General features: G+C 64.7%; 15 protein-coding genes. 7 read left to right on the top strand and 8 right to left on the bottom strand.

Translation table 11 applies throughout. The annotated features are described in order from the left end of the window. Nucleotides 1-162 precede the first annotated feature (162 nt). The 6 genes from KTJ87_RS15795 to KTJ87_RS15770 are packed head-to-tail and all read left to right on the top strand — an operon-like array spanning nucleotide 163 to nucleotide 4,593. Complete coding sequence (locus KTJ87_RS15795; RefSeq protein WP_267140114.1) at nucleotides 163-759, top strand: hypothetical protein; 597 nt, start codon at nucleotides 163-165, stop codon at nucleotides 757-759. Beyond that, a complete protein-coding gene (locus tag KTJ87_RS15790) occupies nucleotides 756-1,418 on the top strand; it encodes an ABC transporter ATP-binding protein (RefSeq protein ID WP_267140113.1) in 663 nt (220 codons plus the stop codon). The genes KTJ87_RS15795 and KTJ87_RS15790 overlap by 4 nt, the downstream gene beginning before the upstream one ends. Continuing rightward, nucleotides 1,415-2,569, top strand: a complete 1,155-nt coding sequence (locus KTJ87_RS15785; protein WP_267140112.1) for an ABC transporter permease — start codon at nucleotides 1,415-1,417, stop codon at nucleotides 2,567-2,569. Before KTJ87_RS15790 ends, KTJ87_RS15785 begins: the two co-directional genes overlap by 4 nt. Before the next feature lie 43 nt (nucleotides 2,570-2,612). After that, nucleotides 2,613-3,386 carry a DUF4198 domain-containing protein gene (locus KTJ87_RS15780; protein ID WP_267140111.1) on the top strand — a complete coding sequence of 258 codons (774 nt, stop codon included), beginning with the start codon at nucleotides 2,613-2,615 and terminating at the stop codon, nucleotides 3,384-3,386. Beyond that, the gene (locus KTJ87_RS15775) at nucleotides 3,383-3,721 is read left to right on the top strand and encodes a hypothetical protein (RefSeq protein ID WP_267140110.1); all 339 of its coding nucleotides are present in this window, start codon (nucleotides 3,383-3,385) and stop codon (nucleotides 3,719-3,721) included. The genes KTJ87_RS15780 and KTJ87_RS15775 overlap by 4 nt, the downstream gene beginning before the upstream one ends. Beyond that, entirely contained in the window at nucleotides 3,721-4,593 is an 873-nt protein-coding gene (locus KTJ87_RS15770; RefSeq protein WP_267140109.1) for a metal ABC transporter substrate-binding protein, read from the top strand. Before KTJ87_RS15775 ends, KTJ87_RS15770 begins: the two co-directional genes overlap by 1 nt. A gap of 37 nt (nucleotides 4,594-4,630) precedes the next feature. Here KTJ87_RS15770 and KTJ87_RS15765 read toward each other — a convergent pair whose 3' ends face one another. The 8 genes from KTJ87_RS15765 to KTJ87_RS15730 all read right to left on the bottom strand — a co-directional run bounded on the left by KTJ87_RS15765 (nucleotide 4,631) and on the right by KTJ87_RS15730 (nucleotide 14,137). Further along, complete coding sequence (locus KTJ87_RS15765; protein ID WP_267140108.1) at nucleotides 4,631-8,002, bottom strand: PAS domain-containing protein; 3,372 nt, start codon at nucleotides 8,000-8,002, stop codon at nucleotides 4,631-4,633. Between the two features lie 94 nt (nucleotides 8,003-8,096). Further along, nucleotides 8,097-8,774: a redoxin domain-containing protein gene (locus KTJ87_RS15760; protein ID WP_267140107.1), complete on the bottom strand. Its 678-nt coding sequence runs from the start codon at nucleotides 8,772-8,774 to the stop codon at nucleotides 8,097-8,099. Between the two features lie 192 nt (nucleotides 8,775-8,966). Then, nucleotides 8,967-9,656: a response regulator transcription factor gene (locus KTJ87_RS15755; protein WP_267140106.1), complete on the bottom strand. Its 690-nt coding sequence runs from the start codon at nucleotides 9,654-9,656 to the stop codon at nucleotides 8,967-8,969. A gap of 349 nt (nucleotides 9,657-10,005) precedes the next feature. Beyond that, nucleotides 10,006-10,470, bottom strand: a complete 465-nt coding sequence (locus KTJ87_RS15750) for a nuclear transport factor 2 family protein (protein WP_267140105.1) — start codon at nucleotides 10,468-10,470, stop codon at nucleotides 10,006-10,008. 54 nt (nucleotides 10,471-10,524) lie between these two features. After that, nucleotides 10,525-10,992, bottom strand: coding sequence for a cyanase (gene cynS, locus KTJ87_RS15745; RefSeq protein ID WP_267140104.1), 468 nt, complete (start codon nucleotides 10,990-10,992; stop codon nucleotides 10,525-10,527). Nucleotides 10,993-11,006: 14 nt separating this feature from the next. Continuing rightward, nucleotides 11,007-11,903, bottom strand: a complete 897-nt coding sequence (locus KTJ87_RS15740) for an ABC transporter ATP-binding protein (protein WP_267140103.1) — start codon at nucleotides 11,901-11,903, stop codon at nucleotides 11,007-11,009. Between the two features lie 11 nt (nucleotides 11,904-11,914). Next, the gene (ntrB, locus tag KTJ87_RS15735; RefSeq protein WP_267140102.1) at nucleotides 11,915-12,748 is read right to left on the bottom strand and encodes a nitrate ABC transporter permease; all 834 of its coding nucleotides are present in this window, start codon (nucleotides 12,746-12,748) and stop codon (nucleotides 11,915-11,917) included. Between the two features lie 3 nt (nucleotides 12,749-12,751). Beyond that, nucleotides 12,752-14,137: a CmpA/NrtA family ABC transporter substrate-binding protein gene (locus KTJ87_RS15730; protein ID WP_267140101.1), complete on the bottom strand. Its 1,386-nt coding sequence runs from the start codon at nucleotides 14,135-14,137 to the stop codon at nucleotides 12,752-12,754. A 205-nt stretch (nucleotides 14,138-14,342) separates the two neighbouring features. Between KTJ87_RS15730 and KTJ87_RS15725 the strand changes: the two genes are divergently transcribed. After that, the gene (locus KTJ87_RS15725; RefSeq protein WP_267140100.1) at nucleotides 14,343-16,205 is read left to right on the top strand and encodes a sigma 54-interacting transcriptional regulator; all 1,863 of its coding nucleotides are present in this window, start codon (nucleotides 14,343-14,345) and stop codon (nucleotides 16,203-16,205) included. The last annotated feature ends 36 nt before the right edge of the window (nucleotides 16,206-16,241 follow it).

Here is a 16,241-nt window from a genome sequence, read left to right as displayed (position 1 = left end):
GGTTCGGGGGCGACCCTTGGCGTTGGCTGCGCCAGAACAATCTGGCAGGCGGTGCACCTTTTCCCTGCGCCGCACCGTTTATGCGACTGCCTATGCACCAAGGCGGCTTGCGGCGGCGGCGCATTGGATTAGGTCTGGGCGCAGTGACCGGGGACGACGCAGATGATGCAGGGCAGAACGTGGGACTACATCCTGGGCGCGGCTTTCGTGGCCTGCGCTTGCGTTGCGGTCTGGGCGCTGTTCCTTGCGCCGAGCGCGCAAGACGGCCGCACCGCCGACACGCGCGGTCTGTCTCCGGACGAATTTCTGCGCGAAAGCCCGCTGGTGCTGCCCGGCATCCTGACGCAGGTCTATGACGCCTTCGGGCAGACCGAAGAGGCGGCGATCTACGACCGGCTGGCCGAGGTGGCGACCGGCCCCGCGCTGGAACAGCTGTATCTGGAACGCGTCGGCGCGCTGGCGGGCGGCGGCCTGAACCCCGATCAGGCGATTCACGAGGTGTCGCTGCTGGGGATGAACGCCCGCCCGCAAGAGGACCGCGTGGCCATTGACGCAAGATGGCGCGTGCTTGGTGTCGTCGGGCATTCCGAGCATATGCACATGCGCGGCAATGCCTATGCCGCCGACCTGGTGATGGCCCCTGCGGACGGCGCATGGAAGATCGTCGGATTCACCCTGACCGACGTGGACCGCACCGATGCGGGCACGCTGGAGCGGAATGCCGACGCCCCACCGCCGGACGTGGAGGACAAGTCTTGATCGAGGCCAGCGGCCTGCGCTTTGCCTATCCGCGTGGCGGGTTCACGCTCTCGGTGCCAACCTTTAGCGTCGCCAAGGGCGAGCGCGTCGGCGTGATCGGGCCAAGCGGCACCGGCAAGACAACGCTCCTGAACCTTGTGGCGGGGCTGTCGCAGCCGGATGCGGGCGCGCTGAAGGTGGCGGGCACCGACATGACCGCCCTGTCCGATGCCGGGCGGCGCGCCTTCCGCGCGCGCAACATCGGCTTCGTGTTCCAGAACTTCGCGCTGGTCGACTACCTGAACGCGCTTGAGAACATCCTGTATCCCTACCGGGTCGGTCTTGGCCTGCGGCTCGACCGCGCGGCGCGGGACCGGGCCGCGGCGCTGGCCGCCTCGTGCGGGATCGCGGACCGCCTGAAAAGCCATCCCGGCGCATTGAGCGGGGGCGAGCAGCAGCGCGTGGCGATCTGCCGGGCGCTGGTCACGCAGCCCGCGCTGATCCTCGCGGACGAGGCGACAGGAAATCTCGACCCCGAGACCAAGGACGTGATCCTTGACCTTCTGTTCGCCCGGGCGCGGGAGTTCGATGCGACGGTTCTGGCGGTCACGCACGATCATGACCTACTGCCGCGCTTCGACCGCGTGATCGACTTCGCCACGCTGAGGCAGGCGGCATGAACGCGCTGTTCCTTGCCTTTGCGCATCTGCGCTGGACCTGGGCGCGCAGCCTTGTGCTGGTGCTTGTCGGCGCGGTCATCCTAGCGGTGCCGATGGTCACGCAGACGCTCTTGCGCGGGTCCGAGGATGCGCTGACCCGCCGCGCCGAGGCGACGCCGCTGGTGCTGGGCGCGCGCGGCAGCCAGCTCGATCTGGTGATGAACGCCGTCTACTTCTCGGAAGACCGCGCGCAGCCCGTCACCCGCGCGGCCGAGGATGCCGTCTGGGACAGCGGCCTTGCGCTGCCGATCCCGCTGCACACTGCGTTCCAGACCAACGGCGCGCGGATCGTGGGCACCTCGCTGGACTACTTCGACTTTCGCGGGCTGCAGATCGCGTCGGGGCGGCAACTGGCCATCCTGGGCGAGGCGGTGCTGGGCGCGGCGGTCGCGGACCGGTTGGGCCTTGGCCCCGGCGACACGGTGGTGTCCGCGCCCGAGAACCTGTTCGATCTGGACGGCGTCTATCCGCTCGAATTGCAGATCACGGGCGTTCTGGCCCCGACGGGCACGCCGGACGACGAGGCGGTGTTTACCGACGTCAAGACCGCCTGGGTCATCGCGGGGATCGGCCACGGACATGACGATGTCGTGACCGCCGATGCGGACGGAAACATCGTTGCCAACGCGGCGATCACCGAGTTCCAGCGCATTACGCCCGAGAACATCGACAGCTTTCACTTTCATGGCGACGCCGGCGATTATCCCCTGTCGGCGGTGTTGATCGTGCCGAACGACACCCGGTCCGCGACGATCCTGCGCGGGCGGTATCTGGACCCTGAAAACCCCTTGCAGATCACGGTCCCGGACGACGTCGTGGCTGGGCTGGTGGACCGCATCTTTCGCATCGCCGCGCTTCTTGACGCGGTGACGGTCATCATCGGCGTCGCGGCGATGGGGGCGATCGCCCTGTCGCTCTACCTTGCCTGGGCCTTGCGCAGCCCCGAGATGCAGACCGCACGGCGGCTGGGGGCAGGGCGCTTTGTCATTCTTCAGCTTGCACTGGCAGAGATCGTGCTATTTCTGGCGGGGACCGTTGTTCTGGCTGCCGCGCTTGTCTTTGCCGTGACATCGAACGGGGACAGGCTGGTGGCCTGGATTCTTGCCCTGTAAATCCTGAGACCGCTCATCGAGCCCCCAAATTCCGGAGACCCGCATGAAGACCTTCCTGACCGCCGCCGCCCTCGCCGCCACGGCGACCGCTGCGTCCGCCCATTACGGGATGATCATTCCGTCCGACAACATGGTCAGCCAGGAGGACGGTCGGTCCATCGACCTGACGCTGTCGTTCTCGCATCCGTTCGTGCTGGACGGCATGGTTCTGGAGATGCCAGAGAGCTTTTCCGTGACGCACGGCGGCGAGACGACGTCGCTGCTGGATACGCTGACCGAGGCGCAGGTGATGGAGGATGCCGGTTACTCGACCGAATACCGGCTTGAGCGTCCCGGGACCTATGTGTTCGCCATGACCCCGCAGCCCTATTGGGAGCCGGAGGAAGACGCCTTCATCACGCATTTCACCAAGACCTATGTTTCGGCTTTTGGCGACGATGAGGGTTGGGATACAGAGCTTGGTCTCAAGACCGAGATCGTGCCTCTGGCCAAGCCCTTCGCCCAATGGGAAGGCAACGTGTTCCAGGGGATCGTCAAGCTTGACGGCGAGGCTGTGCCTTACGCCGAGGTCGAGGTGGAGTATTACAACGAGGACGGTTCCGCCTCGGTGCCGTCAGACCTGATGATTACGCAGACCGTCAAGGCGGACGGAAACGGCGTGTTCACTTACGCTGTACCCACATCCGGCTGGTGGGGCTTTGCCGCGCTGAACACCGCAGAAGAGCCGATGCAATACGAGGGCGTCGACAAGGCGCACGAGCTTGGCGCCGTGATCTGGGTCCATTTCGAGCCCTGGAGCACCGGGGGAATGGAATGATCCGCACGCTTGGGCTTGCCTTCACTCTTGCCGCAGCCCTTCCGGCTGCGGCGCACGACCTGCGGGTGTTCGCCTCGGTCACCGGCGACACGGTGACGGTGGAGTCGAAGTTCTCGACCGGCCGAATTCCGAACGCGGGCGAGGTCCGGGTTCTGGATGCCAGCGACACGCTGGTGATGACGCTTCCGCTGGGCGAGGACGGGGTGACCACCTTCGCCTTGCCCGATGGCGCAGCGGACGGCGGCCTGATGATCGAGGTCGATGTCAGCGAGGGGCATTCGGACTACTGGCTGCTGACGCCCGATGACATCGCGCACGGACAGGGGACGAACTGATGCTGAAACGCCTCGTGGTCCTTGTCGCGCTTGCCGCATCGCCGCTGGCGGCGCAGGACAAGCCGGTGGTCGCCGCGGTGAACTACCCGCTGGCGTGGATGGCCGAACGGCTGGGCGGCGACGCGGTCGAGGTGCTGTTTCCCGTGCCTGCGGACCGCGATCCATCGTTCTGGCGGCCCGGCCTTTCGGACATTTCTGCGATCCAAGCCGCCGACGTGATCGCGCTGAACGGCGCGGGGTTCGCGGGTTGGACGACACGCACCTCGCTGCCGCGCTCGCGCATCGTTGACACCTCTGCCGGGTTCTCGGACGACTACATCTCGACGGACTCGATCACCCACAGCCACGGCGCCGATGGCGAGCATTCGCACACCGGCACCGCCAGCTACACCTGGCTCGACTTTGGCCAAGCGGCGCGGCAGGCCGAGGCGCTGGCCGGGATGATGCAGCGCCGCATTCCTGGGAGCGGGGATGCCGTGGTTTCCGCGCTGCCGGGTCTGGTGGCCGATCTCGAAGCCTTGGACAGCCATGCACGGGACACGCTGGCCCCCCTGCAGGGCACGGCGATGATCGCCACCCATCCGCGCTATCAGTATTTCGCGCGCGCCTACGGGCTGCAGATCGCGGCGCTGGACTGGGACGCAGGCGCCATGCCGGATGCGGACCAATGGGACGCTTTGCAGGCCTTGACGGACGAGACCGGCGCTCAGACCCTCATCTGGGAAGCCGCCCCGCCGCAAGAGGCCTTGGCGCAGGCCGAGGGCATGGGCCTGCGGTCGGTCGTTTTTGCTCCGCTCGCGGTGCGTCCCGAGACAGGCGAATTCCAGGGCGTGATGCGCGGCCAGATCGACGCGCTGGCGCAAGGCGAATAACGCCGGTCCAACACACAATCGCTGCGGGCGGCATGGCTTAACCTGCCAATGCCTCGCGCAGTTTCTGCGCCAGCCGTGCCCCGCGATACGGCTTTTCGAGCAGCTTGACGTCGGGATCGAGGCGCCCGTCATGGGTGATCGCGTTGTTCGTGTAGCCCGAGGTGAACAGCACGCGAAGCGACGGGCGATCCGCGCGGGCGCGGTCGGCGAGCGCCTTGCCACTGGCCCCGCCGCCAAGCACGACGTCGGTGAACAGAAGGTCGATGTCGTCGCCTTGCCGTCCCAGAACCTCCAGCGCCTGCGCGGAATCCGGCGCGACGGTCACGCGATACCCCAGCGCGCGCAGTTGCCGTGCGGCATATTCAAGAACGGCGGGATCATCCTCGACCACCAGGATATGCTCGCCCGCGCCCCGTGACGGACGCTCAAGGGTCTGGCGCGGCGACAGAGCGGGGGCTTGCCCGGCACGCGGCAGATACAGCTGTACGGTGGTTCCCTTGCCAGCCTCCGAGTTGATTTGCGCCTGTCCGCCCGACTGCCGGGCGAAGCCGTAGACGCTGCTGAGGCCCAGGCCGGTTCCCGCCCCGACGGCCTTGGTGGTGAAGAACGGCTCGAACGCTTGCGCGGCGGTTTCGGCGTCCATCCCGGCGCCGTCGTCGGTGACGGACAGGAGCACATAATCGCCGGGGGCAAGATCGCCGTGCTGAACCGCGTATCCGGCGTCCAGATAAATGTCGTCGGTCTCGACCGTGATCTGGCCCCGCCCGCCGACCGCGTCGCGCCCGTTCAGCACCAGATTGACCAGCGCCGCCTGAAGCCGGGAGGGGTCGATGTCGACAACCGGGTGCGCGGCACCCTTCACATAGGTCATCTGCACGCCAGCGGGCAGGGCCTGCCGCAACAGGGTCTCGGCCTCGTCCAGGAACGCGTTCACGTCGGTCGGAACCGGCTCCAGCGGAGTGCGGCGCGAGAACGCGAGCAGGCTGTCGGTCAGCCGCGCCCCGCGCTCGGCAGCGTCGATCAGCGCCTCTACCAGCCGCCGCTTTTCTGGCGCCTCCACCGCGTCAAGCAAGAGGTCGGCGTTGCCCATGATGATCGTCAGCAGATTGTTGAAATCATGTGCCACCCCGCCGGTCAGCTGGCCCACGACGACCATCTTGCTGTTCTGGAATTCGGATTCCTCGCGCTGTTTCTGCAGGGTGATGTCGCGCTGCACGGCGACGAAATAGCCATCGCCGCCATAGGGGTCGGGCAGCGGCACGATCTCGATCCGCATCAACAACGGCCGCCCGGCTGCGTCGTAGTTGATCAGTTCGGCCTGCACCGGTTCGCGCCGGATCAGGGCCTCGCGGACGCGGTCGAGTTCCTTGCGCGATGTCTCTGGGCCCTGCAGGAAGCGCGGCGTGCGTCCGATCGCCTGTTCGGGCGCGTGGCCTGTCACGCGCCCGAAGGCGGCATTGGCATAAAGGATCCGGGGATGGTCGGGGCCGTCGACGTGGCTGGCCTCGGTGATCAGGACGATGTCGTCGATTTCTTCCAGCGCCGCCTCGAGAACCCGAAGCCGCCGGTCCGCCTGGCGTGCCGCCGTCGTGTCGCGAAGCAGGATCGCGGTGCGGCCCCCGGTGCGATGCAGCAGGATTCCGACCCAGCGGTCGGTTCGCGCATCGTGCAATTCGGCCTCGCGCGCCGTGCCGTCCGCGATCATCGCGGCCAGTTGCGCCTGAAGGGTGCCCTCGGGCGCCTGCGCCAAAGCCTCGGTCAACGCCTTTCCGGGCCTGAGCCCTTTGTCGTGATCTTCCGTGACCCCCAGCAATTCGCGCGCCATCGGGTTGATAAAGCTGACGATCCCCGCCGCATCGAGCGAGACAAAGCCGTCTTCCATCGCCGAGACGACGGCATCCAGTTCGGCATTTCGCCGAACCGCCTCGTCGCGCGCCTCGAACAGTTCGGTGACATCCTGGAACGCGCCGCGCAACTCGGTGATCCGGCCTGACGCATCGCGCACGGCCTCGCCCGAAGAGCGCACCCAAAGCCGTCGCCCGGTGGCGGTCGTGAAGCGGAACACGTCGTCGAAGTCCTCGCCGTCGCGGAGGCATTTCTGGAACAGCGCGCGGATCCGTGGCCGGTCTGCGGGATCGTAATAGGCCATGGCGTCTTCGACGTGCGGCGGGCTGTCGTAGGGCGCCTCGTGGATCGCGGCAGTCTCGGGGGTCCATTCGACCCTGTCCCCGTTTGGCAAGGCACGCCAGCCCCCGAAACGGGCCGTCCGCCCGGCAAAGCGCAACAGCGCCGCGCCATGTTCGGATCGCGCGCGCGCCTCCTCGAGCGCAAGTTCGGTTTCTTTCAGCTCGGTGATGTCCTGAACCGTGCCATCGAGGCAGATGACCTCTCCGGTATCGTCGCGGATGACTTCTGCGCGCTCCCACACCCATTTGATCCGGCCGCTGCCGGTGCGGATGCGGTGCTGAAAGTCATAGGGCGTTGCGCTGTCCCGCAGCGCCTTGCGCTGTGCGATGACCATGTCCCGGTCGTCGTCCGGAATGCGTGACAGGAATTCTTGCGATGTCCTTGTAAAGCTGGCTGGATCGACCTCGAAGATCGCACAGGTCTGGTCATCCCAGTCCAGCGTGCCGCTGCGGGCATCCAGATGCCATCCGCCAAGCCGTCCGATCGCCTGCGTGCGCACCAGACGCGCCTCGGTCGCCTCGCGTCCGGCGGCCATGTCGTTGATACCATCGGCAAGTGCGGCCAGCTCGTCGCGGCCGCCGACCTGTGCGCGTGCAGACAGATCGCCTTTTTCGATCCGCTCGACCGTGCTGCGGATCGTGCGCAGGGGGCCGACAAGCCTGTGGCGGAGGAAGACGGCAAGACCCGTCGCCAACCCCAGGAAGATCAGCCACAGCGCAGAGACGCCCCAGATCGCGCGGAGCAGGACACCCAGGAGGTCGGAACTTTGCGCTTCCAGCAATTCGCGGACCTGCATGTCAAGCGCGAGACCGTCCCGGGCCAATGCTGTCAGGCGCTGGCGTTGGGAGAGGTCCGGCAAGGCCGATTCGGGAATGCCGCCGTCTGGGCCGCCCAGCGATGTCACATGCTCTTCTAGGGTGGCGATTTCGGAAATGACACGCTGGCTTGAGGCTAGATCGCCCGGCAGCGCGGCCGCAGCCGCACGCAGATCGCGCCCGGTTTGCGAGAATTCCGCCAGATCCTCGGGTGTCGCGCCGTTGACGGCAAGATCGTCAGCCCGCGCCGAAAACGCGTCGATGCCGGATTGCAGCGCGATGATCCGCTCGGCCATGTCTTCTGCATGCGTGACGCGCTGGTGCCCGATCACCAAAGCGACCGCGAATCCTGCCAGCGCCGCAGCAGCAAGCCAAAGCGCGAAGCGGAGGATCTTCAGAATTTCCATGCCCGTCCGTCCATACTCGTTGGTCATGCGATTATCGGCAGACTAGCGAAAATGGACGGACGGGACAAAGCTGCGCCCCGGCAATGGATCGGGACTATCCCTTTCGGGCGGCAGCCGGTTGCCGGACCACCGCCAGGTAGTCGGTCAAACGCGTAAATTTGTCGCCGTAAAGCTGACGTGCCGCAGTGTCCGGCATGTTCTCGGTGAACAGCAACTCGTCGCCTTCTTCCCAGTCCGCCGGAACGGCGAGGCCGGTCTTGTCCATGATCTGCAGGGAATCGATCACGCGCAGGATTTCCTCTGTGCCGCGTCCGATGTAGATCGGATATTCAAAGATCATGCGGATGCGCATCTGCGGGTCGAGAATGAACGACTTGCGGATCGGCATGGTGGCCGATTGCTTGTCATGCAGCATGCCGAACTTTCGCGCCATCCGGCACCCCTCGTCCGCGACGAAGGGAAAATCGACGTTCACATCGAACAGACGCTCGATATCGGCGTGCCAGGACTCTTGATCCTCGGTTGAGGATCCGGTGAAGCCAAGCAGCTTGACGTTGCGCTCGTCGAAGTCCGGCACGGCGGACGCCAAAGCCGCAACCTCGGTGGTGCAAACCGGGGTCCGGGCGGCGGGATGGCTGAACAGATGTGTCCAGTGCCCCTCGGCCCAGTCGAAGAAATGCAACGGTCCCGCATTGGTGTCGGCGGTGAAATCAGGAAACACGTCCCCAAGCTGCGGCACCCAGGACACCGTTCTTCTGTATCCGGACGGCATGCGAAGCCGGTTCCGATTTCCCTGATTGTAGGAAAAAAAGCTTATCGTCACGACTGCGCTCCTGCTCCTGTGTGTGTGACCCGACAAGAGACAGGCGGTGTGACGGCATTGCGGTCGATTTGTCGAAAGATGTTCACGCCGGATCAAAAGATATGAAACCGGGGGTTGTGGCCTTCCGCGCCCGCCAGTTGCTCAGACGCTCAGCATGTAGCCGCGTCCGTGGATCGTGCGGATCTGCACCGTTCCGCCGGGCTGAAGCGCCAGCTTGCCCCGCAACCGGCTGACAAGCCCGTCTACGGCGCGCCCCTGAGCAGCATGCTTGCGCAGGCCCGCCAGCTTGAGGATGGCCTCGCGTTCCAGCACGCGGTTGCGGTGCGTGACAAGCACCTGCAAGACGTCGAATTCCTGCGCGGTCAGGATCACCTCCTGGCCGTCCGCGTCGAGAAGGCGGCGCGCATCGGTGTCCAGCGTCATGTCATCGAAATGCACCAGGCGGGGCTGCGCCGTGCGTCCCCCCGTAACCGTGCGCCGCAGGACGGACCGCACGCGCGCCACCAGTTCGCGGTTGTCGAAGGGCTTGGTGATGTAGTCATCCGCCGCGATTTCCAGCGCCACGACGCGGTCCACCTGGTCGCGCCGCCCGGTCAGGATGATTAGCCCGGCGCCCGACACTTCGTGCATCCGTTGCGCGAAATCCAGACCGCTGCCATCGGGAAGCGCCTGATCGAGTATGAACAGATCATAGTGCACGGCTTCGGTCGCGGCGGTGGCCTCTGCGATCGTATGGGCCGTGTCGACGGTATAGGCGTGCATCTCGAGCAAGGTCTGCAGAAGCGTGCAAATCTGGGGTTCGTCGTCGAGAACAAGAATTCGGAAAGCCATCGGCGTCTTTCTTGGAAGTAGAGCAGCTAGCTGCTGATGCGCGGCACCAGCGGTCGAGATTGAGCGCCGGTAACGATGGCGAGCTGTATGACATGGGTGAAACTGCAAGAAACCGAAGCGATCCGGCCTCTCATGATCCTTTTGCGACGGATCATTGTGGCTCAAGCTCGCGATATCAGGATGATTTGCCGCCATTCAAGAGGCGAGCGGAAAGAAGCGACGAAGTGACGCCGGGTCAGACCGGCCTCAATGCCATATTTTCTAGATTCCGAGGCGCAGGCGCAGGCGCAGGGTCATGGCCTGACCCATCGTCTTCAGGACGAGTATCAAGGTTGGACAAGGTTGCCTGCTACAGCCCCAGCGCGCTCAGCCCCGGATGATCCGCAGGGCGTGGACCGGGCGGCCAGTGGAACAGACGCTCGGCTGCGGAGATGGGAAGATCGTTGATCGAGGCATGGCGTTCGGCCATGTAGCCAGCGCCGTCGAACTTCCAGTTCTCGTTGCCGTAGGATCTGAACCAGTCACCGGCTGCGCTTTGCCATTCGTAGGCGAAGCGCACGGCGATCAGGTCTGCGGAGTGCGCCCAGATTTCCTTTATCAGGCGGTAGTTGCGTTCCTTGTCCCACTTGCGGGTCAGGAACGCCTCGACCTCGGCGCCGCCCGTCAGGAACTCGGACCGGTTGCGCCAGCGCGTGTCCGGTGTATAGGCCAGCGCGACCGTGGCGGGGTCTCGCGTGTTCCAGGCGTCCTCGGCCATGCGGACCTTGCGCACTGCGTCGTCATGGCTGAACGGGGGCACCGGAGGCCGGGTCATGTCAATGGTCCTGTCGGCTGCGGACGCGCGGTTTCCCCGCGCGCCCGCCGGTGCTTACCAGCTGTTGTAGCCAAGGTATTTGCCTGACATCTCGATCTTCACGCGGTCACCCTTGAGGTTCTCGACGCGGGTGATCTGCATGTCGAAGTCGATCGCCGACATGATCCCGTCGCCGAATTTTTCCTGGATCAGCGCCTTGATCGTGGGGCCGTAGACGCCGACGATCTCGTAGAGGCGATAGATGCAGGGATCGGTGGGCACGGCCTGTTCCCAGACCTTGGTGGGGCTTTCCGCCAGCACCGACGCCGCCTCTTGCGGCAGGCCCATCGCGCCGACTAGCGCCTCGGCCTTGTCCACCGGCATCGCGTTCATGCCCATGCAGGCGGAATGCGTCCACACCGGAGACATGCCGATCTTGTCGGCGATCTGTTCCCAGGTCATGCCGGATGTCTTCTTGGCCGAGAGGATCATCATCGTGACGTCCTCTTTCGTCATCATCTGGGGGGCTAGGCTGTCTTTCATGGGTCCTCTCCTTTTCACTCGTTGACGGCGCGCAGGGGGGCGCGGGGTTCCGGGTTCGGCTGGGCCGGTTCCTCGATGCGAACGGTCTGCGGGGCTTGCGGCCCGTCGGCCTGTTTTCCGGCCAGTTCCTTCGAGCGGATGCCGAGGAAGTGCACGAGGTGGTTGCGGATCTTGTAGTAGTTCGGATGCTCGATGATCGACGTGCGGTTGCGCGGACGCGGAATGGTGATTTCCACGGACTCGGCGACGCGCGCGTAGGGGCCGTTGGTCATCAGAAGGATACGGTCGGCCAGCAGGATCGCCTCGTCGATGTCGTGGGTAATCATGAACACGGTCTGTTCCGTGCCGCCCCAGATCTTCAGAAGCTCGTCCTGGATCGTGCCCCGCGTCAGCGCATCAAGCGCCCCGAACGGCTCGTCCAGCAACAACAGCTTGGGGTGGTTCGCAAAGGCCCGCGCGATGGACACCCGCTGCCGCATCCCGCCCGACAACTGGCTGGGCTTGCGCCGGATCGCGTCGCCGTCGAGGCCGACCATCGACAGGTATTGCTTCGAGTGTTCGACGACCTTGGCCTTCGGCCAGTCAGGGTGGCGGGCTGCCACCGCGAAAGTGACGTTCCTGAGCGCTGACAGCCAGGGCATCAGCGAATAGTTCTGGAACACCACGCCCCGGTCGAGCGATGGGCCCGACACCTCGAAGCCGTCCATCTTGACGACGCCCGAGGTCGGTTCGGACAGCCCGGCGAGGATGTTCATGATCGTCGACTTGCCGCAGCCGGAATGGCCGAGGATGCAGACGAATTCGCCTTTCTCCACCCCGAAGCTGGCGTTCTCGAATACGGTCATCTCGCCGCCCTGGCCATCGGGATAGCGCTGGGTCAGGTTTTCGATCTTGAGGAAGGGTTGTGTCATGGAACGCTCCTTCATTCCGCGTAGGTGACGGCGCGCTGAAGCGCGGCGAAGACGCTGTCGAGGATCATACCCACCACGCCGATCATCAGGATCGAGAAGATGACCGAGGTGAGGTCGAGGTTGTTCCACTCGTTCCAGACGTAATATCCGATGCCGGTTCCGCCCACGAGCATCTCGGCGGCGACGATCACCAGCCACGCGATGCCGATCGAGATACGCATCCCCGTCAGGATCGTGGGTGCGGCGGCGGGCAGGATCACGGTGAATGCTGTCCTGAGCGGCCCAAGCTCGTGCGTGCGGGCCACGTTGACCCAGTCCTGCCGGACCCCTGCAACCCCGAAGGCGGTGTTGATGAGCATCGGCCAGATCGAACAGATGAAGATGACGAAAATCGCCGAGGCGTTGCTGTCCTGGATGATGAACAGCGCCAGCGGCATCCACGCGAGCGGTGAGATCGGACGCAGCACCTGGATGAACGGGTTGAGCGCCTTGTAGGCGACCTGGCTCATCCCGATCAGGAAACCCGCCGGGATGGCGATCAGCGCGGCCAGAAGATAACCCGTCAGCACGCGGTAGATGGAATAGGCGATCTGGATGCCGATGCCCTTGTCGTTGGGGCCCGCATCATAGAACGGGTTCGACAGCTGCTCCCACGCCTTGACCAGAACCTGGCTGGGCGGAGGAACGCCCGCCTTGGGCGCCCCGCCGCCGGTCAGGCGTTCGTACTCTGTAAGTTCGGTTGCGATCTTCTGGCCCGGAATGGCGGCCTCCCACGCAAGGAGGCCGACCACCAGGATCACCAGCGACAGAACGGTTGCACGTTGGTTGACCGACAGCTTGTCCATGGATCAGGTCTTCTTGATCGCGAAGCTGTCGACATAGGCGGCGGGCTCGGCCGGATCGAAGGTCTTGCCCATGATCGTGTGCGACTTGTAGGTGACGTCGGGCGCGTCATAGCCCAGATCGTTCATCACCTTCTTCGCGTCGGCGGCCAGATAGACCTGTTCCGCCACGGCGCGGTAATCGATGTCGCCCTCGATATAGCCCCAGCGCTTCATCTGCGTCAGGATCCAGACGCCCATGGAATGCCAGGGGAAGGGGTCGAAGTCGATCCGGTCGGGCACTTGTTTCACCTCGCCCAGACCGTCGGCGTAGGTGCCTGTCAGCACCTGTTCGATCACGGTGACGGGCTGGTTGAGGTAGTTGGTGGGTGCGATGGCCGCCGAGATTTCCTTTCGGTTCTCTGGGTTCGATGCGTATTGCGTCGCGTCGATGATCGACTTCAGCAGCGCGCCGTAGGTGTTCGGCAGTTCGGTCGCAAAGGACAGGGGCGCGGCGAAGGCGCAGCACGGATGTCCTTCCCAGATTTCCTTGGTCAGGATGTGGATGAACCCGATGCCTTCGTAGACAGCGCGCTGGTTGAACGGGTCGGGCGACAGGTAGCCGTCGAGGTTTCCGGCGCGCAGGTTGGCGACCATCTCGGGCGGCGGCACGACGCGGATCTGGATGTCGACATCCGGGTCGAGACCGAATTCGGCGACGTAGTAGCGCAGAAGGAAGTTGTGCATCGAGTATTCGAACGGCACGCCGAAGGTAAAGCCCTTCCACTGGGTCGGGTCGCGCTTGTCGAGGTGTTCGTTCGACAGGACGATGGCCTGCCCGTTGATGTTCTCGACGGCGGGCATGATGTAGGGTTCGGCGATCGACCCCGCGCCAAGCGTCATCGCCAGCGGCATCGGGGTCAGCATGTGGGACGCATCATATTCGCCGTTCAGCGACTTGTCGCGCGCCACCGCCCAACCGGCGGTCTTGATGACTTGCGCGTTCAGGCCATAGCGCTCGTAAAAGCCCAAGGGCTGCGCCATGATGATCGGCGTGGCGCAGGTGATCGGGACGAAGCCGATGTTGAGGTCGGTTTTCTCCGGCGGGCCAAGCTCGTCCAGGATCGCCGCCTTGGCCTTGTCGAGCGGAAAGACGGACGCAAGCGCCGCCGCCATCGTGCCGCCACCCAGCATGCCCATGAAGGACCGCCGGTTCAGGTCGTTGTGGCCGAAGACAGAGCGGACGATGGCGCTTTCGACGGCGCGGTCGAGCATTTCCTCGGACGACATGCGGCGGTCGTCATGGTGGGCGGCGTGGGTTGCGCCGGCGTTGCAGTCGGAACAGCCGCATTCGGCGCCGTGGCGCAGATCGGACTTTTCCGAGAATGGATTTCCAAGGCTCTTGATGGTCATTCGGCATACCTCCGATGGCTGGACCCCCTCAGGGTGCGCCAGAATCGAAGGATCGGTGAGAGGTCAGCGAGCGAATGCAGAAAGAAATAAAGGTAATCAAAAACAAGGGATTAAGTTCTATTGCCTGACTCCAGTTGTAACGAAAAATCGTAAATGGCGAAATTTCGTATTGCCCTGAGCCAAGGCTGGTCCGATCCTGCCGCGCATGCAGACCGCGCCACCGCTTCATGATTCCCTGCTCGACGCGTTGCCGCAGGCTGCGGCGATCCTCGACACCGACAGTGACCGGCTGACAGCCGCCAATCTGCATGCCTTGCGCCTGCTTGATCTGGACGATCCGGGCGCGACCCCGTTCCTGTCGCTGATGCGCTCCGAGATCGACCTCGCCCGGATGATGAGCTTCATTGCCGAGGCGGATCACCGGGGCGAGGCGTGGACGCGCGACATCACCTTGCGCACGCTGTCGGGGCGGGATGTGCAATGCGAGTTGCGCGCGCGCAGCCTGCCGGATGCGCCGCACAGGTTCATGATCCTGCTGATCGACCTGGCCGAACTCGACCGGCACTTTCGAGATGCCGAAACCGCCGAGTTGCACCGCGCGGGTCTTGGCCAGTGGATACAGGCGCAGGGGTTCTTTGCCGAACTCGAACGCCAGAACCAGTTGATCCTGAACGCCGCGGGCGAGGGGATATACGGTGTAAATGCCGAGGGGCGGACCACTTTCGTCAATCGCGCGGCGCAGGAAATGCTTGGTTGGACCACCGAGGACCTGCTGGGCCGCGACATCCATTCGATGATCCATCATCACCATGTCTCGGGCGAGATCTATCATTCGCACGATTGCCCGATCTATCAGTCCTTCCGCTTTGAAAAGATCAACCGCATCGAGGACGAAGTGTTCTGGCGCAAGGACGGGCGGCCGATCCGGGTCGAATACGTCTCGACCCCGATCTACGACCAGCAGGTTCTTGCGGGGGCCGTGGTGATCTTTCGCGACATCACCGAGCGCAAGGAGAACGAGCGCAAGCTGCGCGAAGCGATCACCGAAATTGCGGACCTGCGGGACCGGCTGGAACAGGAAAACGCCTATCTTCAGCAGACGATCATCTCGGAGCGCGCGCATCATGACATCGTCGGCGACGCCCCGGCGATGCGCCAGATCCAGACCAAGATCGCGCTTGTCGCTCCCACCACCGCCAACGTCCTGATCACCGGAGAGCCGGGGACGGGAAAGGCGCTGGTGGCCTCGGCCATCCACAAGGAAAGCGACCGCAGCAGGCGCCCGCTGATCCACGTCAAATGCGGCTCGCTGCCGCGCGAGCTGACCGAGGCAGAGTTGTTCGGGCAGGTGCGCGGCGGCCTTGCGGGCGCGACGCGGGACAGGCCGGGGATGGTGGAGCTGGCACATTTCGGCACCCTGTTCCTTGACGATGTCGACGAGTTGCCCGTCGAGACCCAAGGCCGCCTGTTCGATGTGCTGCAAAAGCGCGAGGTCATCCGTCTGGGCGATATTCGGGCGCGCCATGTGGACGTGCGGGTTATCGCATCCGCTCGGGGCGACATTCACCGCGCCGTGCGGGCGGGGCGGTTCCGGCAGGACCTGTTCTTCTTTCTCAACGTCTTTCCCGTCGAATGCCCGCCGCTGCGCGAGCGGCGTCAGGACGTTCCACTGATCGCAGCCCACCTGTTGCGCCTTGGCTCGAAGCGGTTGAACCGGGACATGCCAATCATCACCGAGGGCACCATGAACCGGCTCACCAGCTATGACTGGCCCGGGAACGTGCGCGAGCTGCGCAACGTGATCGAGCGGGCGCTGATCGTCTCGACGGGGAGCAAGCTGATCGTCGATGTCGGCGCCGACCTGCGCCGCGGGCCTGCCGTCGCCAAGGTCATGACCGACAGCGAGATGCATGATCTTCAGCGCAACAATCTGCTTGCGGCCCTGCGCGAGACCGGCGGGCGGGTGTCCGGCGCGGACGGGGCCGCCGCCCTTCTCGGCGTGCCAGCCACGACGCTGTATTCACGTATCCGCAAGTTCGGGATCAAGAGCGCCGAGATGTCGGATTGAAACCTGTGCCGGTGCCTTCCCTGCGCGCCGCGCGGT

The sequence above is a fragment of the Anianabacter salinae genome (genome assembly GCF_019061145.1).
GTDB classification, from domain to species: domain Bacteria; phylum Pseudomonadota; class Alphaproteobacteria; order Rhodobacterales; family Rhodobacteraceae; genus Anianibacter; species Anianibacter salinarum.
The sequence above is the reverse complement of the archived record's forward strand: the minus strand, read 5'-3'. Positions and strand labels throughout refer to the sequence as shown.